The 23,171-nt window shown below is 70.3% G+C and carries 21 protein-coding genes; 18 read left to right on the forward strand and 3 right to left on the reverse strand.

The window, feature by feature from the left end; genetic code table 11:
* The first annotated feature begins 1 nt into the window (after position 1).
* Both ftsW and J0I43_RS06800 read left to right on the forward strand, forming a co-directional pair.
* A complete protein-coding gene (gene ftsW / locus J0I43_RS06795) occupies positions 2 to 1,261 on the forward strand; it encodes a putative lipid II flippase FtsW (RefSeq protein WP_292861947.1) in 1,260 nt (419 codons plus the stop codon).
* Between the two features lie 10 nt (positions 1,262 to 1,271).
* On the forward strand, positions 1,272 to 2,384 hold the full coding sequence (locus J0I43_RS06800) for a glycosyltransferase (RefSeq protein ID WP_292860995.1): 1,113 nt from the start codon (positions 1,272 to 1,274) through the stop codon (positions 2,382 to 2,384).
* A gap of 98 nt (positions 2,385 to 2,482) precedes the next feature.
* Here J0I43_RS06800 and J0I43_RS06805 read toward each other — a convergent pair whose 3' ends face one another.
* Both J0I43_RS06805 and J0I43_RS06810 read right to left on the reverse strand, forming a co-directional pair.
* Positions 2,483 to 2,851, reverse strand: a complete 369-nt coding sequence (locus J0I43_RS06805; RefSeq protein ID WP_292860998.1) for a GntR family transcriptional regulator — start codon at positions 2,849 to 2,851, stop codon at positions 2,483 to 2,485.
* A complete protein-coding gene (locus J0I43_RS06810) occupies positions 2,848 to 3,747 on the reverse strand; it encodes a hypothetical protein (RefSeq protein ID WP_292861001.1) in 900 nt (299 codons plus the stop codon). The genes J0I43_RS06805 and J0I43_RS06810 overlap by 4 nt, the downstream gene beginning before the upstream one ends.
* 239 nt (positions 3,748 to 3,986) lie before the next feature.
* Between J0I43_RS06810 and murC the strand changes: the two genes are divergently transcribed.
* The 15 genes from murC to J0I43_RS06885 all read left to right on the forward strand — a co-directional run bounded on the left by murC (position 3,987) and on the right by J0I43_RS06885 (position 20,953).
* The gene (gene murC / locus J0I43_RS06815; protein WP_292861003.1) at positions 3,987 to 5,441 is read left to right on the forward strand and encodes a UDP-N-acetylmuramate--L-alanine ligase; all 1,455 of its coding nucleotides are present in this window, start codon (positions 3,987 to 3,989) and stop codon (positions 5,439 to 5,441) included.
* Positions 5,442 to 5,444: 3 nt separating this feature from the next.
* Positions 5,445 to 6,434, forward strand: a complete 990-nt coding sequence (locus tag J0I43_RS06820; protein ID WP_292861006.1) for an FtsQ-type POTRA domain-containing protein — start codon at positions 5,445 to 5,447, stop codon at positions 6,432 to 6,434.
* A gap of 174 nt (positions 6,435 to 6,608) precedes the next feature.
* Positions 6,609 to 7,757, forward strand: a complete 1,149-nt coding sequence (gene ftsZ, locus J0I43_RS06825) for a cell division protein FtsZ (protein ID WP_292861009.1) — start codon at positions 6,609 to 6,611, stop codon at positions 7,755 to 7,757.
* The gene (locus J0I43_RS06830; protein ID WP_292861012.1) at positions 7,754 to 8,488 is read left to right on the forward strand and encodes a YggS family pyridoxal phosphate-dependent enzyme; all 735 of its coding nucleotides are present in this window, start codon (positions 7,754 to 7,756) and stop codon (positions 8,486 to 8,488) included. The genes ftsZ and J0I43_RS06830 overlap by 4 nt, the downstream gene beginning before the upstream one ends.
* Before the next feature lie 32 nt (positions 8,489 to 8,520).
* Positions 8,521 to 8,991 (forward strand): cell division protein SepF, encoded by a 471-nt coding sequence (locus J0I43_RS06835; RefSeq protein WP_292861015.1) that lies wholly within the window; start codon positions 8,521 to 8,523, stop codon positions 8,989 to 8,991.
* A 2-nt stretch (positions 8,992 to 8,993) separates the two neighbouring features.
* Complete coding sequence (locus J0I43_RS06840; RefSeq protein ID WP_292861018.1) at positions 8,994 to 9,296, forward strand: YggT family protein; 303 nt, start codon at positions 8,994 to 8,996, stop codon at positions 9,294 to 9,296.
* A gap of 114 nt (positions 9,297 to 9,410) precedes the next feature.
* Positions 9,411 to 10,031 (forward strand): DivIVA domain-containing protein, encoded by a 621-nt coding sequence (locus J0I43_RS06845; protein WP_292861021.1) that lies wholly within the window; start codon positions 9,411 to 9,413, stop codon positions 10,029 to 10,031.
* A gap of 8 nt (positions 10,032 to 10,039) precedes the next feature.
* Positions 10,040 to 10,591 (forward strand): signal peptidase II, encoded by a 552-nt coding sequence (gene lspA / locus J0I43_RS06850; RefSeq protein WP_292861024.1) that lies wholly within the window; start codon positions 10,040 to 10,042, stop codon positions 10,589 to 10,591.
* Positions 10,592 to 10,593: 2 nt separating this feature from the next.
* Positions 10,594 to 11,511 carry an RluA family pseudouridine synthase gene (locus tag J0I43_RS06855; RefSeq protein WP_292861027.1) on the forward strand — a complete coding sequence of 306 codons (918 nt, stop codon included), beginning with the start codon at positions 10,594 to 10,596 and terminating at the stop codon, positions 11,509 to 11,511.
* A 47-nt stretch (positions 11,512 to 11,558) separates the two neighbouring features.
* On the forward strand, positions 11,559 to 13,259 hold the full coding sequence (locus J0I43_RS06860; protein WP_292861030.1) for a long-chain-fatty-acid--CoA ligase: 1,701 nt from the start codon (positions 11,559 to 11,561) through the stop codon (positions 13,257 to 13,259).
* Positions 13,260 to 13,391: 132 nt separating this feature from the next.
* On the forward strand, positions 13,392 to 16,910 hold the full coding sequence (gene dnaE / locus J0I43_RS06865; RefSeq protein WP_292861033.1) for a DNA polymerase III subunit alpha: 3,519 nt from the start codon (positions 13,392 to 13,394) through the stop codon (positions 16,908 to 16,910).
* A gap of 56 nt (positions 16,911 to 16,966) precedes the next feature.
* Positions 16,967 to 18,076: a hypothetical protein gene (locus tag J0I43_RS06870; RefSeq protein WP_292861036.1), complete on the forward strand. Its 1,110-nt coding sequence runs from the start codon at positions 16,967 to 16,969 to the stop codon at positions 18,074 to 18,076.
* Positions 18,077 to 18,105: 29 nt separating this feature from the next.
* On the forward strand, positions 18,106 to 19,416 hold the full coding sequence (gene hisD, locus J0I43_RS06875; protein WP_292861039.1) for a histidinol dehydrogenase: 1,311 nt from the start codon (positions 18,106 to 18,108) through the stop codon (positions 19,414 to 19,416).
* A complete protein-coding gene (gene nrdR / locus J0I43_RS06880) occupies positions 19,416 to 19,877 on the forward strand; it encodes a transcriptional regulator NrdR (protein WP_292861041.1) in 462 nt (153 codons plus the stop codon). Before hisD ends, nrdR begins: the two co-directional genes overlap by 1 nt.
* A gap of 50 nt (positions 19,878 to 19,927) precedes the next feature.
* The gene (locus tag J0I43_RS06885; protein WP_292861045.1) at positions 19,928 to 20,953 is read left to right on the forward strand and encodes a quinone-dependent dihydroorotate dehydrogenase; all 1,026 of its coding nucleotides are present in this window, start codon (positions 19,928 to 19,930) and stop codon (positions 20,951 to 20,953) included.
* A 42-nt stretch (positions 20,954 to 20,995) separates the two neighbouring features.
* Here J0I43_RS06885 and J0I43_RS06890 read toward each other — a convergent pair whose 3' ends face one another.
* Entirely contained in the window at positions 20,996 to 21,556 is a 561-nt protein-coding gene (locus J0I43_RS06890; RefSeq protein ID WP_292861048.1) for a DUF3043 domain-containing protein, read from the reverse strand.
* Between the two features lie 61 nt (positions 21,557 to 21,617).
* On the opposite strand from J0I43_RS06890, the gene J0I43_RS06895 reads away from it, so the two are divergent.
* Entirely contained in the window at positions 21,618 to 23,024 is a 1,407-nt protein-coding gene (locus tag J0I43_RS06895) for a dipeptidase (RefSeq protein WP_292861051.1), read from the forward strand.
* Positions 23,025 to 23,171 lie beyond the last annotated feature (147 nt).

Consider the following 23,171-nt stretch of genomic DNA (forward strand, 5'->3'; position numbering starts at 1 on the left):
AATCGTCGTGCCGTCGGCAGAGCCCGCACGAGCCGGCTTCGCCGCGCGCGTTTCACTCGGGCGCGTCTCAGCGGCGGTTCCGGCGGAATTCCTCCTCATCGCGTCGACCGCGTTGATCCTCACCGGCTTTGGTCTCGTGATGGTGCTCTCGGCCACGATGGCCGACTCGCTCGCGGCCGGCGAGGGGCCGTTCGAGACCGTGCTCAAGCAGGCGGCGTTCGCGATCATCGGCATCCCGCTGATGTTCGTCGCCTCCCGTCTTCCGGTGGCCTTCTGGAAGAAGGTCGCGTGGCCGGGCCTCATCCTCGCGACGGCTTTCCAACTGCTCGTGTTCATCCCGGGTCTCGGTGTCGCCAACGACGGCAACCAGAACTGGATCCAGGTCGGCGGCTTCCAAGCGCAGCCCTCGGAATTCTTGAAGCTCAGCCTCGCGCTGTGGCTCGGCTACGTGCTCTACCGCAAGCAGTCGCTGCTGACGTCGTGGAAGCACGTCTTCATCCCCGTGGTCCCCGTCGGCGGCCTCGTCATCGGGCTCGTCGCGGTCGGCAGCCACGACCTCGGCACGGGCCTCGTCCTCATGGCGATCCTGCTCGGATGCCTCTTCTTCTCCGGCGTGCGGCTGCGCCTGTTCGTCGTGCCGCTCGCCCTCGTCGTCTTCGCTGCCGTGTACTTCGCCGTCACGAGCCCGAACCGCATGGCGCGCATCATGAGCAGCCTCGTGAACTTCGATTCGACCTCCTGCTACAACGCGGCGACCGGCGACTGCTATCAGGCCGTGCACGGGGTGTGGGGTCTCGCGAGCGGCGGGATCTTCGGCCTCGGCCTCGGCAACTCGCGCGAGAAGTACGGCTGGCTCCCGGCGAAGGCGAACGACTACATCTTCGCGATCCTGGGCGAGGAGCTCGGGCTCGTCGGCTGCATCGTGGTCCTCGTGCTGTTCACGCTGTTCGCCATCGGCGCGTTCCACGTCATCCGCAAGACCCACGATCCGTTCATCCGGATCGTCTCGGGCGGCATCACCGTGTGGATCGTCGGCCAGGCGATCGTCAACATGGGCGTCGTGCTCCGGATCTTCCCCGTGCTGGGCGTCCCCCTGCCGTTCATGTCGCAGGGCGGCACGTCGCTCCTGTCGGTGCTGATCGCGTGCGGCGTCCTCCTGTCCTTCGCGCGGACGCTGCCTGCGCGCAGCTTGGCTCCCGTCGGCGGCACGGCTGGGCGCGGGGCGTCCGCTCCGCGCGGGGGCGCGCCCGTCGCGCGGTAATCTCGATCGGGTGAGCGCAGCGCATCCGAGCCCGGTCTTCCTTCTGGGCGGTGGGGGGACCGCCGGCCACGTGAACCCGCTGCTCGCCGTCGCCGACGGCCTGCGCGAGCGGGACGGCGAGGCATCCATCCTCGTCCTCGGCACGCGCGAGGGGCTTGAGTCGCGGCTCGTGCCCGAGCGCGGCTACGAACTGCTGATCGTCGACAAGGTGCCCTTTCCGCGGCGACCGAACGGCGCCGCGCTCCGCTTCCCGGTGGCGTGGCGGCGCGCGATCGCGCAGGTGCGCGCGCACATCCGGGAGCACGGCGTGGATGTCGTCGTCGGTTTCGGCGGCTACGCATCTGCGCCCGCGTATATCGCGGCGCGTCGCGAGGGAGTGCCCGTCGTCGTGCACGAGGCCAACGCTCGGCCGGGCCTCGCGAACGTCCTGGGCGCGCGCGGCGCGGCCGCCGTCGGGGTGACCTTCCCCGGTACGCCACTGCGGGGCAGCGAGGTGGTCGGGATGCCGCTGCGCCGCGAGCTGCTCGCTCTCGACCGCGTCGCCCAGCGCGGTGAGGCGGCCTCGTTCTTCGGGCTCGATCCCGATCGTCCGGTACTCCTCGTGTTCGGCGGGTCGCTCGGCGCCGTGCGGCTCAATGAGGCGTTCGCGGGCGCGTGGAGGGACGTCGTCGACGCGGGGTGGCAGATCCTCCACGCTGTCGGCGGACGCAACGGCGTGCCCGCGTCCGGGCATCCTTCCTACGTCGCGGTGCCTTATCTCGATCGGATGGACCTTGCGCTCGCCCTCGCCGACCTCGTCGTCTCGCGTGCCGGGGCGGCGACAGTGAGCGAGCTGACGGCCCTCGGCATCCCTGCCGTGTACGTGCCGTACGCGGTCGGCAACGGCGAGCAGGCCCGCAACGCGGCATCCGCCGTCGCGGCAGGTGCTGCACGGCTCATCCCCGACGCGCAGTTCACGGCGGATCGCGTGCGGCGCGACATCGTGCCGCTACTCGAGGATGCCGAGGCGCAGGAGGCGATGCGTGCGGCGGCCGCGCGCATCGCGCCCGCCGCGCGCGCCGGCACCGAGAACGTCATCGCCCAGATCGACCGGGCGCTCGGCTCGGCGCGCCCCGGCCGCTGATACGCGCCGCTCGTAGTCCGCAGAATGGCGCGTACTCCGCACCGAACAGCGCATGCTCGTGCGGAGCACGTGGTGATCTGCGGAGTTCGTGCGCGACGTCAGCCGGCGGTCGGTTCGTGCCGCAGCGCTGCGGCGACGAGCGCGAGCGCCTCATCGGCGCTGATCCGCAAGGATCGGACCTGCTCCGCGAACGTGGCTGCCGCGCGTTGCGCCTGCCGACTCGCGGCATTCCCCTGCGGGGAGACGAAAGATCCGTTGCGTCCCCGCGTCTCGATGAAGCCGCCCGTCTCCAACTCCCGATAAGCGCGGGCCACGGTGCCCGGCGCGACGCCAAGATCGTCGGCGAGACGGCGAACGGTGGGAAGGCGTGCGCCCGCCACGAGTTCTCCCGAGGAGATGTCGTCGACGAGCCGACTCCGGAGCTGCTCGAACGTCGGGACCGCGGATGCCGGGTCGAGGACGATCATGTCGTGCTCCCCGCCGCGACGCGGATGCCGTTCGGGAACAGGGGGCGGGGAAGCGGCACGCCGTTGGTGGGATAGATCCGGCTGAGGACGAGCATCGCCAGGTTGATGAACACCGGTCCCCATCCCAGGGCGCGATCGGAGGAGGTCGACAGGGCCAAGCCGATCAAGAAGAGTGCGACAACGCCGAGGGTCGTGCTGGACTGTCGCACCGCGCTCAGCGTCGACGCTCGGAACTCGTCATCCCATGCGAGCTCGAGCGGCGTCGTCGCGGGCTGAGGCCGGCTGAGGATCGCACGGTCGAGTGCAGGGATGGCCGCGGATGATCCGAGGGCGACGACGGCCACGATCACGGCGGCCACGGCAAACTCCGGGCGTGGGACGCCGGCTCGCGCCCAGACCAGGACCAGAACGCACCCCGCGATGAGGCCCGCTCCGGCGACCACCCATGCCAGGACGCGCGGAATGGTGGGTAGGTAGTCGGCCGGCGTGGTGACGTGTGAGCGCGCGATGCGGGGGGCACCGGTCGAAGGTGTGAAGAGGCTGTGGCGCACCGCGGCGCCCGTGCCGGCGAGCATCACCGACACCCCCACGACCGGCAGAACCACGGCAAGAGGAAAGAGCACGCTTGTCCCGAGCGGCGTCGCGATCAGCACGCCTGCGAGACCAATGCCGACCAGACCGCCGACGGCGTCCGCGATCGTGCCTCGCCGGACGCGCGCGCGAAGGTGATCAGCACTCGCCACGGGGATCGGAAGTCCCGAACGCTCCGAGAACTTCAGCAGCCCTCGTTCACCCGCGCGAGGTCTCGCCGCAACGACGAGCACGACGACGAAGGCGATCGAGACGATCATCATGATGATCGTGCTGATGGTTCGCATGTCCAGGGAATCCGACATCCCCTCTTTGTACGCCGTTCGTATCAATGTGTCACCAATACAATCACTGCCGCCGCGGACGCCCTCGAGCCCGCCGCCGCGACATTGCCAACAGAAGGTGGCGCGAACGCCGGACTCGTCGCGGTTGACCCCGATACCTGCGCCACCGATGTCGTGGCAGACGCCCGATGTCGCGGTGGATGCCGCCGCAGCGCGCCGCGGACGCCCTCCCGCGCCCACCGACCTAGACTTGACGGGCCATGATTCGCCCCGATCTCACCCTCCCCATCCCCGACGACATCACCGCCGCGCACTTCATCGGCGTGGGCGGCTCGGGCATGTCCGGGCTCGCCGGGATGTTCCTCGATCGCGACATCCGTGTGTCCGGCTCCGACCGCGCTGACAGCGCCGCCCTGCGCGCGTTGGCCGCGCGCGGCGCCGACGTCCGCGTCGGTCACGATGCTGCGAATCTGCCGGACGACGTCGACACCGTGATCCACACGGGGGCGATCTGGCCGGAGAACCCCGAGTTCCTGCTCGCGAAGGAGCGGGGTCTCCACGTCATCCATCGCTCGCAGGCGCTGCACTGGCTGATCGGCGGACGCCGCCTCGTCAGCGTCGCCGGGGCGCACGGCAAGACGACCTCGACGGGCATGATCGTGACGGCGCTGCGGGCGCTCGCGGCCGATCCGACCTTCGTCAGCGGGGGAGTGATCGCCGACCTCGGTGTCTCCAGCGGCACCGGATCCGATGACCTGGTCGTCATCGAGGCCGACGAGTCCGACGGCACCTTCCTGCTGTACGACACGTCGGTCGCCCTGATCACGAACGTCGACCCCGACCACCTCGACCACTGGGGCACGCGCGACGCCTTCTACGATGCCTTCGTGGCGTTCGGGAACGAGGCGCGTGAAGCGGTCGTGATCAGCGCCGACGATCCCGGTGCGCGGCGCGTCGCGGCATCCCTCACGCACCCGCGGGTCGTGACCTTCGGCGAGGATGCCGCGGCCGACGTGCGCGTCACCGACATCGTGACCGAGGGTCCGGTCTCCTTCACGCTCACCCACGCCGGCGTCACTGTCTCGGGCCGTCTCGCCGTGCCCGGTGCGCACAACGCGATCAACGCGGCGGGCGCCGTCGCCGTGCTCCTCGGCCTCGGCTACGACCTCGAGGGCGCGTTGCGCGCCGTCGAGGGCTTCGCGGGCACCGTGCGCCGGTTCGAGCTGCACGGCGTCCAGCGCGGCGTGAGCGTCTATGACGACTACGCGCACCATCCGACCGAGGTCGCAGCCGCTCTCGCCGCGGCGCGCACCGTCGTCGGCGACGGGCGCATCATCGCGATCCAGCAGCCGCACACCTACTCGCGCACGCAGGAGATGTACCGCGAGTTCGCCGAGGTCCTCGAACGGCACGCGGACCACACCGTGATGCTCGACGTCTACGGGGCGCGCGAAGATCCGGTCCCCGGCGTCACGGGGGAGCTCGTGAGCGGCGCCTTCGCCGACCCGTCGCACGTGCACTTCGTCGCGGACTGGCAGGCGGCGGCCGACTACACGGCCTCGGTCGCGCGCCCGGGCGACTACGTCATCACGCTCGGCTGCGGCAACGTGTACCAGATCATCCCGCAGGTGCTCGCCGCGCTCGAGGCGACGGATGCCACGGGGGAAAGCGCCTCGGAGACCGCCCCCGGAATCGCCGCCGGAACCGGGGCGTGACGAGTGCGGCGCCCGACTCCGCTGCCGCAGGCGCCCACGCCACGCGAAGCCGTCGAGGCGGACGCTCCGCCGCCCGCCGCTGACCCGATCCTGTTCCCGAACCCCGTCGCGCGCCCTGGGGCGTCGACGCGGCTCGCCGATCAGCCGGCGCCGCCCGAGGGCGACGCGCCTCGCGAAGCGGAAGAGCCGAGCCGGGTTCGCGCCGGGTCCGACGATGCGGCATCCGAATCCATCGGTGTGCGCGACGTGTGGGCCGCCGCCCGCGCGCGCCGCAAGGCGCTGCGCGCCGAGGTGCGCCGCTTCACCGCCCGGCAGCGACGGCGGCGTGCGATCTGGATCACCGTCGTGGCCGCGCTCGTCGTGCTCGTGCTCGGGACGCTCGGCGCGGCGTACAGCCCGCTGTTCGCCGTCCAGAAGGTGACGGTCGCCGGTACGCAGACCCTGGACGCCGGCGCCGTCGAGCAGGCGCTCTCCGGCCAGATCGGCACGCCCCTCGCGCGCGTCGACTCCTCCGCGGTGAAGGCCGCGCTCGTGCAGTTCCCCCTCGTCGAGTCCTACACGCTCGAGGCGCGGCCTCCGCACGAGCTCGTCGTGCGCATCGTCGAGCGCACGCCGATCGGCTCGGTCGAGTCGGCGGCGGGTTTCACGCTCGTGGATGCCGCGGGCGTCGCGCTCTCCACGACGCCCGATCCGCCCGCGGGCCACCCCGTCATCACGGTGACGGGGGGAATCGGGTCGCCGGCGTTCGCCGCGATCGGCACCGTGTTCCGCACCCTCCCGGCTGACATCCGGGCGCAGGTGACGGCGATGTCGGCGACGACGCCCAACGACGTCACCCTCACCCTCGGCGGTACCGGGACGTCCGTTGTCTGGGGCAACGCCGACGATTCGAGCAAGAAGGCTCAAGTCCTCGCGGCGATGATGAGCGCGCGACCGCCGGGCAGCGTCTCCGTCTACGACGTGTCCTCGCCGGGCGCCGTCGTCGTGCGCTGAGCTCCGTCCCGCCGGCCGACACGGGTTTGTCCGCGACACGCCCAGCCGTTCGCGGCGGGCGATCGTGATGCCGCATACCTTCAATCAAGGAATTGCATACTCGGCAATTCTTTAAACCTCAACTTGAGGTTCAAGGTTTAGACGTTTCGGGTTCGGGACACGATGGAGGCCGGCATGAGCCAGAACCAGAACTACCTCGCAGTGATCAAGGTCGTTGGCGTGGGTGGTGGCGGCGTGAACGCCGTCAACCGGATGATCGAGCTCGGCCTTCGCGGCGTCGAGTTCATCGCCGTCAACACCGATGCGCAGGCGCTCCTCATGAGCGACGCCGATGTCAAGCTCGACGTCGGCCGCGAGCTGACGCGCGGTCTCGGCGCGGGTGCAGACCCCGAGGTCGGACGCCGCGCCGCGGAGGATCACGCAGAAGAGATCGAGGAGGCCCTCGCGGGCGCCGACATGGTCTTCGTCACGGCCGGCGAGGGCGGCGGCACCGGCACGGGCGGCGCGCCCGTGGTCGCGCGCATCGCGAAGTCGATCGGCGCCCTGACCATCGGTGTCGTGACGCGCCCGTTCTCCTTCGAGGGCCGTCGCCGGCAGAGTCAGGCCGACGCGGGCGTCAACAAGCTCAAGGAAGAGGTCGACACCCTCATCGTCGTCCCGAACGACCGCCTCCTCGAGATCAGCGACCGCGGCATCTCGATGATCGAGGCGTTCGCGACCGCCGACCAGGTGCTCCTCGCCGGTGTCCAGGGCATCACCGACCTCATCACGACGCCGGGTCTCATCAACCTCGACTTCGCCGACGTGAAGTCGGTCATGCAGGGGGCGGGATCGGCCCTCATGGGCATCGGCTCCGCGCGCGGAGCCGATCGTGCGATCAAGGCCGCCGAGCTGGCGGTCGAGTCGCCCCTCCTCGAGGCGTCGATCGAAGGCGCTCACGGCGTGCTGCTGTCGATCCAGGGCGGATCGAACCTCGGCATCTTCGAGATCAACGATGCTGCGCAGCTCGTGAAGGAGGCCGCGCACCCCGAGGCCAACATCATCTTCGGAACCGTCATCGACGACACCCTCGGCGACGAGGTGCGGGTCACGGTCATCGCGGCCGGCTTCGACGGCGGTGAGCCGCAGGCGCGCATCGAGCCCATGACGGCGCAGCGCCCCGTGACCACGCCGGTCGTGCCCGCGGTTCCGGCCGAGGAGGCCGCGCGCGAGGTCGTCGCCGCGGAGGAGCGCGAGTCGGTTGCGGTGTCCGCGGCGTCGGCCGACCCGTACGACTCGGTGTACGGCTCCGACGACCTGGACATCCCCGACTTCCTGAAGTGACGGACGCCCCGGGAGCGAGCGCGCTGGGCGCACGGCTCGCCGACATCGACGAGCGCATCGCGGATGCCGCGAGGTCGGTGGGCCGTGCTCCTTCGGAGATCACGCGGATCGTCGTGACGAAGTTCCACCCGGCATCCCTCGTCGAGCGCCTGCACGCGTTGGGCGTGCGGGACGTCGGCGAGAACCGGCAGCAGGACCTCACCGCGAAACGGGCCGAGCTCCCGCCGCTCGACGGGCTGCGCTGGCACTTCATCGGCCAGCTCCAGACGAAGAAGGCGCGGGCGGTGCGCGCCGCCGCCGACGTCGTGCACTCGGTCGATCGTGATCGTGTCGCCGACGCTCTGCACGCGGCCGGCCAGGACGGGGCGCCCCTCGACATCCCGCCCCTCGACGTCCCACCTCTCGACATCCTCGTGCAGATCAACCTCACCGACGATCCCGCCCGCGGGGGAGCGGCGCCGGCGGATGCCGCCCACCTCGCCGAGCACATCGCGGAGCGGTGCCCGTCCCTGCGCGTGCGCGGCGTGATGGCGGTCGCGCCCCTCGCGGAGGCGCCGGCGGCCGCCTTCGCGCGGTTGCACGACGCGAGCGCCGCGGTGCGCCGGGTAGTGCCGGATGCCGGGTGGATCTCGGCCGGCATGTCGGGAGACTACGTCGAAGCGATCACCGCGGGCGCGACACACCTGCGGATCGGCACGGCAATCACGGGCCCGCGGCCCATGCACGGATAGCCTTCAGAACAGACGAGCAAACGGAGGATGCGATGTCGAACCCGCTCAAGAAGACCATGGTGTACCTGGGCCTCGCCGACGAGGAAGAGGTCTACGACGAGCCTGTCGCCGAGACCCCGGCCCGCCGCGAGCGCGCGGTCGAGCGGTCCGTCGAGAAGGCCGCTCCCGTGACGCCCCTGCACCGTCCCGCCGTCGTGCGTCAGCCGACCGCGCCGGGCGCCGTGAGCGAGATCCTCACCGTCCACCCGAAGCAGTACCGTGACGCGCAGCTCATCGCGGAGAACTTCCGTGACGGCATCCCCGTCATCATCAACCTGTCCCAGATGAGCGACGCCGACGCGCGTCGTCTCATCGACTTCGCGAGCGGATTGTCGCTGGGCCTCTACGGTCGCATCGAGCGGGTCACCAGCAAGGTGTTCCTGCTCTCGCCCGAGAACGTCGCGATCTCGGGCGACGGCACGCTGGCGCCGGCCGATCCCGAATCGGCGCCTTTCACCCAGTAATCGTGGAGTTCGTGCAGCTGGCGGCATCCGTCGTCAACGGCCTTCTCTTCGTCTACCTCCTCGTCCTGCTCGCGCGGGTGATCCTCGAGTACATCCCCCTCTTCAATCGCGAGTGGCGACCCAAGGGTTTCGGGCTCGTGTTCGCCGAGATCGTCTACACGCTCACCGATCCTCCGCTCCGCTTCTTCCGCAGGCTCATCCCTCCGCTGCGGATGGGGCCGGTCGCCCTGGACCTGGGATTTCCCCTCACGATGATCATCGTGCTCGTCCTCATGTCGATCACCGGAGCCATCGCTCGCGTGTAACACCCTCCTCGCACGTCACAGATGTGCGGACTATGCTGTTCCAGACACGGCCCGCCCGGGGGGCGCGCCGCAACCTGTCGGCCCTCGTCGTCAGCACCGAAAGAGGAAACAACAATGGCTCTGACTCCCGAAGACGTCGTCACGAAGCAGTTCCAGCACGTGCGCTTCAAGGAGGGTTTCGACCCGGACGAGGTCGATGACTTCCTCGACGAGATCGTCGTCGAGTGGCGCAAGACCATCGCCGAGAACGAGGAGCTGAAGGCGCGCGTCGCCGAGCTCGAGTCCGGCGCATCGTCAGCACCGGCGGCCACTGCTGCCGAGCCGGAGCCCGTCGTCGAGGTCGCCGCAGCCGAGACCGTCGTCGAAGACGTACCGGCGCCCGTCGTCGCGCCGGCCGCGGCCGCCGCAACCGGTGGCGCCGCCGCATCGGCCGGCATCATCGAGCTCGCTCAGCGCCTGCACGATGAGCACGTCGCCGAGGGTCAGGCGCAGCGTGACAAGCTCATCTCCGACGCGCAGGCGCAGGCAGCCTCGATCCTCGCCGACGCCGAGGCGAAGGGCCGCGACGAGATCGCCCGCCTCGACGCCGAGCGCGCGACCCTCGAGACCCGCATCAGCGAGCTGCGCCAGTTCGAGCGCGACTACCGCTCGCAGCTCCGCGGCTTCATCGAGGAGAAGCTCCGCGACCTCGACGTCACGGGCGCGACCTCCGGCTCGTCCGTCTCGGCGTCCTGAGCGGGCCGGTGGCGGATCGGAAGCGACTGCGTCCTCCGACGGCCGGCATCCTCATCGCGATCCTCGCGGTGACGGTGCTGGCCGTCGACCAGTTCACGAAGCATCTCGCGCTGCAGAACCTCCCGTATCAAGAGACGGTCCCCGTCTGGGGGGATGTGCTGCAGCTGTATCTCACCCGCAACTCCGGTGCGGCGTTCTCGCTCGGCGAGGGCGTGACGTGGGTCTTCACGATCGTGCTCGCCGCTGCGGCGGTGTTCATCGTGGTCCTGGCGGTGCGCGGCATCCGCTCGCGACTGTGGACCCTCGTCTTGGGACTTCTCCTCGGCGGCATCGCGGGGAACCTCACCGACCGTCTCGTGCGTGAGCCCGGATTCGCCGTCGGCCACGTGATCGACTTCATCTACACGCCGTGGATGATGCCCGCGATCTACAACGTCGCCGACATCTTCATCGTGACGACGATGATCTCCGTCGCGCTGCTGGTCCTCGTCGGCGTCCGTTTCGATGGCACGCGGGTGAAGGATGCCGAGAAGGCGGACGCTCCCGTCGCGGAGGCCTGATCGTGCCGGTACGCAGCATGCCCGTTCCGGGTGGTCTGGACGGCGTCCGCGTGGATGCCGCCCTGGCGAAGCTCCTCGGATTCTCGCGGACCTTCGCGGCGGAGATCGCCGAGGCGGGCGGCGTGCGGATGAGCGGGCGCACCCTCGGCAAGAGCGACAAGCTCAGTTCCGACGCGTGGCTCGAGGTCGAATGGGAGGACCGGCGGGAGCCGGAGATCGTCCCGATCGCCGTCCCCGACCTCGGCATCGTGTACGACGATGACGACATCGTCGTGGTCGACAAGCCCGCGGGCGTCGCGGCCCACCCCTCGGTGGGCTGGGAGGGGCCGACGGTCCTCGGCGCCCTCGCGGCGGCGGGCTACCGGATCGCGACGACCGGAGCCGCGGAGCGCCAGGGGGTCGTGCATCGGCTCGACGTGGGCACGAGCGGGCTCATGGTGGTCGCGAAGAGCGAGCGCGCCTACACCGCACTCAAGCGCGCGTTCAAGGAGCGCGAGGTCGACAAGATCTACCACGCCGTCGTCCAGGGGCATCCCGACCCGCTCGCGGGCACGATCGACGCTCCGATCGGGCGGCATCCCTCGCACTCGTGGAAGTTCGCCGTCACGCCCGACGGCAAGGACTCGATCACGCACTACGAGACGATCGAGGCGTTCCCCGCGGCGTCGCTTCTCGAGATCCATCTGGAGACGGGCCGCACGCACCAGATCCGGGTGCACATGGCGGCCCACCGGCATCCCTGCGTGGGTGACCCGCTCTACGGCGGCGACCCGACCCTCTCGGCACGGCTGGGTCTCACGCGGCAGTGGCTGCATGCGCACGAGCTGTCGTTCACGCACCCCGTGACGACGGAGTGGGTGACGTTCACGAGCGATTACCCCGCCGACCTCGCGCACGCGCTCGAGGTGCTCCGCGGCTGACGCACCGCCATGCTCGCGCCGCAGTGACGCCGTCCTACGCTGGACGGGTGAACCCACTCGCCTCCCGCCCCTGGCTGTCCTCTTACGCGGAGGGGGTTCCCGCCGACATCGAGCCGGTCACGCAGACCCTCGTCGACATGCTCGGCGATGCCGTCGGGCGGTACCCGAAACGGCCCGCGCTCGAGTTCTTCGGTGCGGTGACGACCTACGCGGAGGTGGGCGATCAGGTCGCACGCGCGGCGGGGGCACTGCGCCGGCTGGGCGTCGGAGCCGGCGATCGGGTGGCGCTCGTCCTGCCCAACTGCCCGCAGCACGTCATCGCGTTCTACGCCGCGCAGCGAGTGGGCGCGATCGTCGTGGAGCACAATCCCCGGTACACGGCTCCGGAGTTGCGGCACCTCTTCGAGGTCCACCATGCCCGCGTCGCGATCGTGTGGGACGCGGTGGCCGACACGATCGCCGAGCTCCCTTCGGACATCCGCCCGGCGCGCGTCGTCGCCGTGCGCATGACGGATGCGATGCCGTGGCGGATGCGCGCGATGCTGCGGCTCCCGGTCCGCAAGGCCCGCGAGTCCCGCGCGGCGCTCACCTCCCGCCCCACCGCGAAGGGCGTGACGCCCTGGGCATCGATCGTCTCCGGTCGGCGCATCTCGCGACGCACGGCGGCTCCCGGGCTCGACGACATCGCCGTGCTGCAGTTCACGAGCGGGACGACGGGACGCCCGAAGGCGGCGATCCTGACACATCGGAACCTCCGGTCGAATGCCGCGCAGTCGGTCGCGTGGGTCCCGGACCTGCGGGCCGGCGAGGAGGTCTTCTACGCCGTCCTGCCGCTCTTCCACGCGTACGGCCTGACGCTGTGCCTCACGACGGCGTTCTCCGTCGGTGCGCGGATCGTGCTCTTCCCGACGTTCGATGTCGGTCTGACGCTGGATGCCATCCGGCGCACGCCGCCCACGTTCCTGCCGGCGGTGCCGCCGATCTACGACGCCCTCGCCCGCGCCACCTCCCGTGCGGGGCTCGACCTCACGAGCCTCCGCAACGCGATCTCCGGTGCGATGGCGCTTCCCGAGGCGACCGTGCTGCGCTGGGAGACGGCGACCGGAGGCATCCTCGTCGAGGGATACGGGATGACCGAGTCCTCGCCCATCAGCATCGGGAACCCGATGGGCCCGCTGCGTCGCACCGGGACGGTGGGCGTGCCCTTCCCGAGCACCGACGTCCGCATCGTCGATCCGGACGACCCCGCCGTGGACCGGGACATCGGCGAACCGGGCGAGCTGCTCGTGCGCGGCCCCCAGGTGTTCGCGGGGTACTGGCAGCAGCCAGACGAGACCGCGCGGGCGCTCCTGGACGGTCAGTGGCTGCGCACGGGCGACATCGTGACGGCGGACGCCGACGGCTTCCTCACCGTCGTCGATCGCATCAAGGACCTCATCATCACGGGCGGCTTCAACATCAGCCCGAGCGAGGTGGAGAACGCCCTGCTGCTGGACCCCGACATCGTGGATGCCGCCGTCGTCGGCATCCCCCGCGCGGACGGTGGCGAGGCCGTCACGGCGGCCGTCGTCATGCGCGAGGGCACGCCGTTCGACGCGGACGCGATCCGCGAGCACGCACGGCGACATCTGACGGCGTACAAGGTCCCGCGGGCCGTCGTCCGCTTCGATGCGCTGCCGCGATCGCTCGTGGGCAAGGTCATCCGCCGGGAGGTGCGTGACGAGCTGATCCGCCGACGAGCCGCGTGAGCGCTCAGCGGCCGCTCGCAGTGGGCGTCGGCCCTTCGCACGGGTGTGACCTTCAAGCGGAGGGTGAGGCGAGCTCGGCGGACGAGGGCGAGTGAGTTCCGGGGATGTCGGAGGTCTTCGTAGACTCGACGAGTGGCATCCGACTCCTTCGTCCATCTGCACGTGCACAGCGAGTACTCGATGCTCGACGGCGCCGCCAAGATCGGCGCGATGACGCAGGCCGCGGCCGAGTACGGGATGCCGGCGATCGCCGTGACCGACCACGGGAACACCTTCGCGGCGTTCGAGTTCTACAACGCGGCGAAGGCGGCGGGCATCAAGCCGATCATCGGGCTGGAGGCCTACGTCACCCCCGGAACGCACCGCAGCGACAAGTCCCGCGTGCAGTGGGGCTCGCCGGAGCAGAAGGGCGATGACGTCTCGGGGTCGGGCGCCTACACCCACATGACGATGTGGAGTCAGACGACGCAGGGCATGCACAACCTGTTCCGGCTGAGCTCGCGCTCGAGCATGGAGGGGTACTACTTCAAGCCCCGCATGGACCGTGAGCTGCTGCAGACCTACGGCAAGGGGCTCATCGCGACGACGGGCTGTCCGTCGGGCGAGGTGCAGACGCGCCTGCGGCTCGGGCAGTACGACGCGGCGCGTGCGGCGGCGGCGGAGTTCCAGGACATCTTCGGCAAGGAGAACTACTTCGCCGAGATCATGGACCACGGGCTCTCGATCGAGCGCCGCGTCATGACCGATCTCCTGAAGATCGCGAAGGACCTCGACATCCCGCTCGTCGCGACCAACGACTCCCACTACACGCATCAGCACGAGGCCGACGCGCACGCGGCACTGCTGTGCGTGCAGTCCGGGTCGACTCTCGACGACCCGAACCGCTTCAAGTTCGACGGCGACGGCTATTACGTCAAGACCGCCGCCGAGATGCGGCAGCTCTTCCGCGACCATCCCGAGGCGTGCGACAACACGCTGCTCATCGCGGAGCGCTGCGAGGTCGAGTTCGACACCGCGGCGAACTACATGCCGCGTTTCCCCGTGCCCCCCGGCGAGACGGAGGACAGCTGGCTCATCAAAGAGGTCGAGAACGGTCTGCACTACCGCTATCCGGCCGGGATCCCCGACAAGGTCCGGAAGCAGGCCGAGTACGAGACCGGCATCATCCTGCAGATGGGCTTCCCGGGCTACTTCCTCGTGGTCGCCGACTTCATCAACTGGGCCAAGGACAACGGCATCCGCGTCGGCCCGGGTCGCGGCTCGGGCGCCGGGTCCATGGTCGCGTACGCGATGAAGATCACCGACCTCGATCCCCTCGAGCACGGCCTCATCTTCGAGCGATTCCTCAACCCCGACCGCGTCTCGATGCCCGACTTCGACGTCGACTTCGACGACCGTCGCCGTGGAGAGGTGATCGAGTACGTCACCGAGAAGTACGGCTCCGAGCGCGTCGCGCAGATCGTCACGTACGGCACCATCAAGTCCAAGCAGGCGCTGAAGGATGCCGGGCGGGTGCTCGGGTTCCCGTTCAGCATGGGGGAGCGGCTCACGAAGGCCATGCCGCCCGCCGTCATGGGCAAGGACATGGAGCTCGGCGGCATGTTCGACCCCGAGCACAAGCGGTACAAAGAGGCGAGCGAGTTCCGTGCCCTCATCGAGAGCGACCCTGACGCGAAGACCGTCTTCGACCGCGCCCTCGGCCTCGAAGGGCTGAAGCGTCAGTGGGGCGTGCACGCCGCCGGCGTCATCATGTCGAGCGAGCCCCTTCTCGACATCATCCCGATCATGCGGCGCGAGCAGGACGGCCAGATCGTCACGCAGTTCGACTATCCGTCGTGCGAGACCCTCGGGCTCATCAAGATGGACTTCCTGGGGCTGCGGAACCTCACGATCATCTCCGACGCCCTCGACAACATCCGGATGAACCGGGGCCAGGAGCTCGATCTCGAGCACCTCGAGCTCGACGATCGCGCGGCGTACGATCTCCTGACGCGCGGCGACACGCTCGGAGTCTTCCAGCTCGACGGCGGCCCCATGCGGTCGCTCCTGCGCCTCATGAAGCCGGACAACTTCGAGGACATCTCGGCCGTCATCGCGCTGTACCGCCCGGGGCCCATGGGGGCGAACTCGCACACGAACTACGCGCTGCGCAAGAACGGTCTGCAGCCGATCACGCCCATCCATCCCGAGCTCGAGGAGCCGCTGCGGGAGATCCTCGACACGACCTACGGCCTGATCATCTATCAGGAGCAGGTCATGGCGATCGCGCAGAAGGTCGCCGGCTTCTCGCTCGGACAGGCCGACATCCTCCGCCGCGCGATGGGCAAGAAGAAGAAGTCCGAGCTCGACAAGCAGTACGAGGGCTTCTCCGGCGGCATGACCGAGCGGGGCTTCGGCGAGGGCGCGGTCCAGGCCCTCTGGGACATCCTGCTGCCGTTCTCGGACTACGCCTTCAACAAGGCGCACTCCGCCGCATACGGCCTCGTGTCCTATTGGACGGCGTACTTGAAGGCCCACTACCCGGCCGAGTACATGGCCGCTCTCCTCACGAGCGTCGGCGACTCGAAGGACAAGATGGCGGTCTACCTCAACGAGTGCCGCCGCATGGGCATCAGGGTGCTGCCGCCCGACGTGAGCGAGTCGATCCGGTACTTCGCGGCCGTCGGCGAAGACATCCGCTTCGGCCTCGGCGCCGTTCGCAACGTCGGAGCCAACGTCGTCGACGGGATCGTCGCGGCGCGCGCCGAGGGTCCCTACACGGCGTTCCACGACTTCCTCACCCGCGTGCCGCCGCACGTCGCGAACAAGCGCACGATCGAGTCGCTCATCAAGGCCGGGGCGTTCGACTCGCTCGGGTCGACGCGCCGCGCCCTCATGGAGATCCACGAGGATGCCACGGAGCAGGCGGTGCTCGACAAGCGCCGCGAGGCGAACGGCGAGGTCGGCTTCGACTTCGACAGCCTGTGGGGCGACGACGAGCCGCAGCAGGTGCAGAAGGTTCCCGAGCGCCCCGAGTGGACGAAGAAGGACAAGCTCGCCTTCGAGCGCGAGATGCTCGGTCTCTACGTCTCCGACCATCCGCTCGCCGGTCTCGAGATCCCGCTCGCCAAGCACGCGTCGACGTCGATCCATGACCTGCTCGCCGACGAAGACGTCTCCGACGGCGACATCGTCACTGTCGCCGGTCTCGTCACGAGCGTGCAGCATCGCGTCGCCAAGCAGAGCGGTAACCCGTACGGCATGATCACGGTCGAGGACTTCGACGGCGAAGTGACCGTCATGTTCATGGGCAAGACGTACACCGAGTTCTCCTCCATGCTCATCGCCGACTCGATCCTCGTCGTTCGCGGTCGCGTCTCACGGCGAGACGACGGACTGAACCTGCACGGGCAGTCCGCGTTCTCCCCGGATCTGGGCACGGTGGATGCCTCCGGATCGCTTGTGCTGCTCATGCCCGAGCACCGGGCGACCGAGGCGACCGTCGGCGAGCTCGCAGAGGTGTTCCGCCGGCACCCGGGGGAGACCGAGGTGACGCTGAAGCTCCATCGCGGCGGCACGGCGAAGGTCTTCGAGGTTCCGGCGCGCGTCGGCATATCGGTGGATCTCTACGGCGAGCTGAAGGGGCTTCTCGGGCCGCAATGTCTCGGGTGAGTCCGAAGCGCTGCGGGTAGGATCGCTGGCGACACCCCGTCGTGGAAGGACCGATCGTGACCGACGAGAAGAACACGTTCCCGCCCGCCGACTCCGTCGAGGACGTACCGGAAGCCGCCGACGCGGTGACCGACGTTTCGCACGAGACGGGGGCCGAGACCTCGCCCCGCGACCCGCAGACAGCCGTCTCCCCGGACGCCGATGCGGCGGCATCCGCCGACCCGGATGTGACGTTCGAATCCGTCGCCGACGCCTTCGCCGCCGTCACCGACGGGCCGGATGCCGTCGACGAGAGTGCCGCACCGCAGTACGGCGTCGGGCCGTTCTCAGTGCGCGAAGTGGCCCTCGGCGGCGTCTGGCTGGTGGCGTTCATCGTGTCGTTCTTCCCGATTTACGGCACGATCGGCGCCGGGATCTCGGTGTGGAACGGCGGAATCGACTGGGTGCTGACGATCGGCGCCTCGACGGTCGCGGTGTTCCTGATCGCGCTGCGACGACTGTCGCCGCAGGGCATCCGGCGGGTCGGCTCGCTCGGCATCGATCAGTTCGCGTCGGTGACCTTCACGGTGTCGACGATCATCTGGCTCGGCATCCTGTGGAGCTCGTTCGTGAACTTCTTCGGCAGCCGTATCTTCGTCGCGACGTGGGTCGTCTGGGTCGAGTTCATCCTGATGCTCGCGGGCGTCCTGCTGACGGTGTTCGCGCCGCTCTTCCCGACGATCGGCGAGGACTTCCGCCACCGCACCGAGGTCACCGCGCACCGCTTCGCGAGCCCCGCTCGTCCCGTCGTCGCGCGTCCGCACCCGCCGCGCCCGCAGCAGCCCGCGCCCGCAGCGGCCTCCGCACCGGTCGCGACCGACGAGACGGTCGCTGCCGGCGACCCCGCCTTCGTCGAGGCGGCGCCCGCGGGGGTCGACACGGCGAACGAGACGACAGTCATCGAGACGGCCGCCGAGCCCGCTGCCGCATCCCCGGCGTCGCAGGCGTTCTGGGCGCTGGCCCCCGAGGAGCGCGTCGTCGTCGACGAGGGCGGCACGGCGCTATTCACGATCGGTCCCACCGCCTGGGCCCTCGTGATCGAAGACCGGGGCGATCACTACGTGGTGCGCCACGAGGACGGCCGCATCGGCTACCTCACCGACGTCTCCGGCGTCACGCGCGGCTGATCGCTGAGCCCTCGCGCTAGCCTGGACGGATGCTTCGCACGATCGACCTGCGCGGTCGAGACCTCTCCACCGCCACCCTCCTCGCCGCCGTGCCGCGCGCACAAGCGGCGCGCGCGGAGGCGCTCAGCGCCGCCGCCGACATCGTCGCCGATGTGCGGGGGCGAGGCGAAGTCGCGCTGCGCGAGCAGGCGGCGCGATTCGACGGCGTCCGCGACCACGAGATCCGGGTGCCCGCCGCGCACTTCGACGACGCTCTGGAGCGCCTCGACCCGGGCGTCCGTGCGGCTCTCGACGAGGCGATCCGGCGCGTGCGCATCGCCTCCGCCGCGCAGGTGCCGGCGTCGCAGATCACGGAGCTCGGGCCGGGCGCGCGGGTCGAGCAGCGCTGGCAGCCGGTGCGTCGCGCGGGCGTGTACGTCCCCGGCGGCAAGGCGGTGTACCCCTCGAGCGTCGTGATGAACGTCGTGCCTGCGCAGGTGGCGGGCGTCGGCGAGGTCGCGCTGGCCTCGCCGCCGCAGGCGGAGTTCGGCGGTCGCGTGCACCCCGACATCCTGGCCGCCGCGAAGCTCCTGGGGATCACCGAGGTGTACGCCATGGGAGGGGCGGGCGCCGTCGCCGCCTACGCGTACGGGGTCGCGACTCTCGGCCTCGAGCCGGTCGATGTCGTCACGGGGCCCGGAAACAACTTCGTCGCGGCCGCCAAGCGCGCCGTCGGCGGCGTCGTCGGCACCGACTCGGAGGCCGGGGCGACCGAGATCCTGATCGTCGCCGACGAGCACGCCGACGCGACGCTCGCCGCGGTGGACCTGATCAGTCAGGCCGAGCACGACGAGCAGGCCTCCGCCGTGCTCGTCACGTGGTCGGAGCCGTTCGGGGCGGCTGTCCGCGCCGTCGTCGAAGAGCGTGTGGATGCCACCCGCAACGGCATCCGCGCGCGCACCGCTCTGGAGGGACCGCAGTCCGCCATCGTCCTCGTCGACGATCGCGCCGCCGCGACGGCATTCAGCAACGCCTACGCCCCCGAGCATCTCGAACTGCACCTCGAGGACCCGCGGCCGGAGGACTTCGTCAACGCGGGCGCGGTCTTCGTCGGAGCGCACTCGCCGGTGAGCCTCGGCGACTACCTCGCCGGCAGCAACCACGTGCTCCCGACGGGCGGTCAGGCCCGCTACGCATCGGGTCTGTCCGCCTCGACATTCCTCCGCCCGCAGCAGGTCATCAGCTATGACCGCGAAGCGCTGCGCACCGTCGAACGCGACATCGTCGCGCTCGCGGATGCCGAGGCGCTCCCCGCGCACGGCGAGGCCGTGACCGCGCGCTTCGCCGGGAGGGAGGGCTGATGCACTGCCCGTTCTGCCGTCACGCCGACTCGCGCGTCATCGACTCGCGGACGAGCGATGACGGTCTCAGCATCCGCCGCCGGCGTCAGTGCCCGCAGTGCGGCGGCCGCTTCTCGACGATCGAGACCGCGAGCCTCAACGTCATCAAGCGCTCCGGCGTCATCGAGCCGTTCAGCCGCGAGAAGGTCATGTCGGGCGTTCGCAAGGCCTGCCAGGGTCGTCCCGTCACCGAGGCCGACCTCGCCGTCCTCGCGCAGGCGGTCGAAGAGGCGGTGCGGCAGACCGGCTCATCACAGATCGACACCAACGAGATCGGGCTCGCGATCCTCGGCCCGCTGCGCGACCTCGACGAGGTGGCGTATCTGCGCTTCGCGAGCGTGTACCAGGCGTTCGATTCGCTCGAGGACTTCGAGGCATCCATCGCGCAGCTGCGCGCCGATCACCGCGCCGACGCCGAATAGTTCCGGCGCGCGGAAGGGCCGGCAGCCCGACGCGCCCTAGGCTGGTGGCGATGTATCCCTTCCTCTTCCGGACGTTCTTCGCGCGCATGGACCCCGAGCGGGCCCATCACCTGGTCGTCCCTGTGATCCGAGCGTTCGGCGCGTGGCCGCTCGCGCCCGTCGTGCGCGCACTGACGCGCCCCGACCCGGCCCTGCGCACGCACGCGCTGGGGCTGGAGTTCGATTCGCCGTTCGGGGTCGCGGCGGGCTTCGACAAGAACGCGGTCATGACCGAGGGTCTGCACGCGCTCGGATTCGGCCATGTCGAGATCGGCACCGTCACCGCGATCGCCCAGGAGGGGAACCCGAGGCCGCGCCTCTATCGCCTCATCGAGGACCGTGCCCTGATCAACCGCATGGGCTTCAACAACGCCGGCGCCGAGCGTGCGGCCGCGCGGCTGGGGCGGTCGCGCCGCCGACGTCGACGCGCCGTGCTCGGGGCGAACATCGGCAAGAGTCGCGTCGTCGACGTCGAGCAGGCGACGGCCGACTACGTCGCGAGCACGCGCCTCGTCGCGCCCGTCGCGGACTATCTCGTCGTCAACGTCTCCTCGCCCAACACGCCGGGTCTGCGGGGCCTGCAGGCCGTCGAGACCCTGCGGCCGCTCCTCGAAGCGGTGCGGGATGCCGCGGCATCCACCCCGCTGCTCGTGAAGATCGCGCCCGATCTCCCCGATGACGAGATCGAGGCGATCGCCCGACTCGCGGTCGACGTCGGGCTCGCCGGCATCGTGGCGACCAACACGACGATCGCGCGCGCGCCGCTGGCGACACCCGCCGACGTCGTCGAGGCGATGGGGGCCGGTGGACTGTCCGGCGCGCCGCTGCGAGAGCGGGCCGTCGCGGTGCTGCGCACCGTTCGCGCGGTCGTTCCGGCGGAGTTCTGCGTCATCTCGGCCGGGGGAGTGGAAACCGCGGACGATGTGCGGGAACGCCTCGCCGCGGGGGCCGACCTCGTGCAGGGCTACACCGCGTTCATCTACCGAGGCCCGTTGTGGGCTCGGCAGATCAACCGCGCGCTCGCCCGCACGCGCTGACCGGGTGCGCCGCACGGCCGTGAGCCGCGCGGGCGGGTGGACTCAGGCGGGGTACTGTCCGCGCTTCACCTGCGGCTTCGGTAGACGCATGAAGCGCATCTGCACGGTGCGCATGGCGGCGTACCAGCGCAGACCCTTCTCGGTGCGGTCTCCGAACTTCGCCCGGGCGAGCCTCTTCACGCGCGCACCCGTGATGATCATGTCGCCGACGACGAAGAGGATGAACACCCACAGGGCGACGAAGGAGTAGTAGACGATCGCCGTGTTCTGCACGAGCGACACGAGGATCACCACGAGCATGAGCGGCATGAGCAGCTCGCCCGCGTGCCATCCCGCGTCGACGAAGTCGCGGACGAACTTGCGCTGCGGGCCGCGGTCGCGCACCGGGAGGTACTTCTCCTCGCCGTTGGCCATGCCGACCCGGGCCTTCTCGCGCTGTGCGGCGAGGTCGGCCTTCGCACGGGCGCGGGCCTCCTTGGTGTCGGGGACGAGGGGACGCTTGCGCGCGGCCTCCTGCTCGGCACGCGTCGGCGTCGGCCGATTCTTCCCGGCCCCGGCGTCGGCGTCGGGAGCGGTGTCGGGTGCGGGCGGGGTCTTGGCCACGGGAGAGTCCTCGGGTGTCGGGGCAGGAGCGGCGCGATGGGCGCCCCATAAGATTACCCGCATGACCCCCTCGACCACCCCGGACCGCGACCGTACCGACACCGTGCGGAGCGCCGCCCTTGCGGCGGTGCCCGCCGCCCTCGCCGATCTCGGCGCCCTCGTGCGCATCCCGTCGATCGCGTTCCCGGGATTCGATCGCGCCGAGGTCGAGCGCAGCGCGGCCGCCGTCAAGGGGCTCCTCGACGATCTGGGCATCTTCGAGCGCGTCGAGATCCGCACCGCCGTGATCCCCGAGACCGGCGTGGAGGGCATGCCCGCCGTCATCGCGACACGTCCCGCGCGCGCCGGGCGTCCGACGATCCTGCTCTACGCGCACCACGACGTGCAGCCCGTCGGCGACGAGTCGCTCTGGGAGTCGGCGCCGTTCGAGCCCACCGTGCGCGGTGGGCGCCTCTACGGCCGCGGGGCCGCCGACGACAAGGCCGGCGTCACGGCGCACGTGGGAGCGCTGCGCGCCCTCGTCGACGCTCTCGGCGCCGACTTCGATCTCGGCGTCAACCTGTTCATCGAGGGGGAGGAGGAGGCCGGATCGGCGTCCTTCGCCGCCTTCCTGAGCGAGAACGCCGACGCGCTGCGTGCCGATGTCATCGTCGTCGCCGACTCGGGCAACTGGGATGCCACGACGCCGGCACTGACCGTGTCGCTCCGCGGCAACGCGCGCTTCACACTGAAGGTCAAGACCCTCGAGCACGCGTCGCACTCGGGCATGTTCGGCGGTGCCGTCCCCGACGCCATGCTGGCGACCATCAAGCTCCTCGCGACGCTGTGGGACGACGACGGGGTCGTCGCGGTCGCGGGCGTCACGGCGCGGGATGCCGAGACCCCCGACTACACGGAGGCGACACTGCGCGACGAGGCGGGGCTTCCGGCCGGTGTGAGCCCGATCGGTCACGACTCGATCCTCAGTCGCATCTGGAACAAGCCGTCCATCACCGTGACGGGAATCGACGCCCCGAGCGTGAAGAACGCCTCCAACACGCTGACGCCCGAGGTGTCGGTCGTGATCAGCATGCGGGTCGCTCCCGGGCAGGACGCGCGTGCCGCGTACCGGGCGATCGAGGAGCATCTGCGGGCGCACGCGCCGTTCGGCGCCGAGGTCTCCTTCAGCGACATCGAGTGCGGGAACGGCTTTCTGGTCGACACGTCGGGTTCGGCGGTCGCCGCGGCGCGGGCGGCGCTCGAGGCGGGCTACGGCGCGACCCCCGTGGGCATCGGTGTCGGCGGGTCGATCCCCTTCATCGCGGACCTCGTCCGTGAGTTCCCGCAGGCGCAGATCCTCGTCACCGGCGTGGAGGACCCGCATGCGCGCGCGCACAGCCCGAACGAGTCGCTGCACCTCGACACGTTCCGCCACGCGCTCGTGTCCGAGGCGCTCCTGCTCGAGAGCCTCGACCGATCGCTGCGCTGATCGGCGCCCCGCTGCGCTGATTCGAGCTCGCCCGTGCTGATCGCGCCTTTCGGTGCCGACACCGGCGGGGGCGCGTAGAATCGTGGCATCCCGCCGGCCTCGCCGGCCCCACCGATCCGACACCACGGGTCGGACCGACGTCACCGG

The sequence above is a fragment of the Microbacterium sp. genome (assembly GCF_017305435.1).
Lineage (GTDB): Bacteria > Actinomycetota > Actinomycetes > Actinomycetales > Microbacteriaceae > Microbacterium.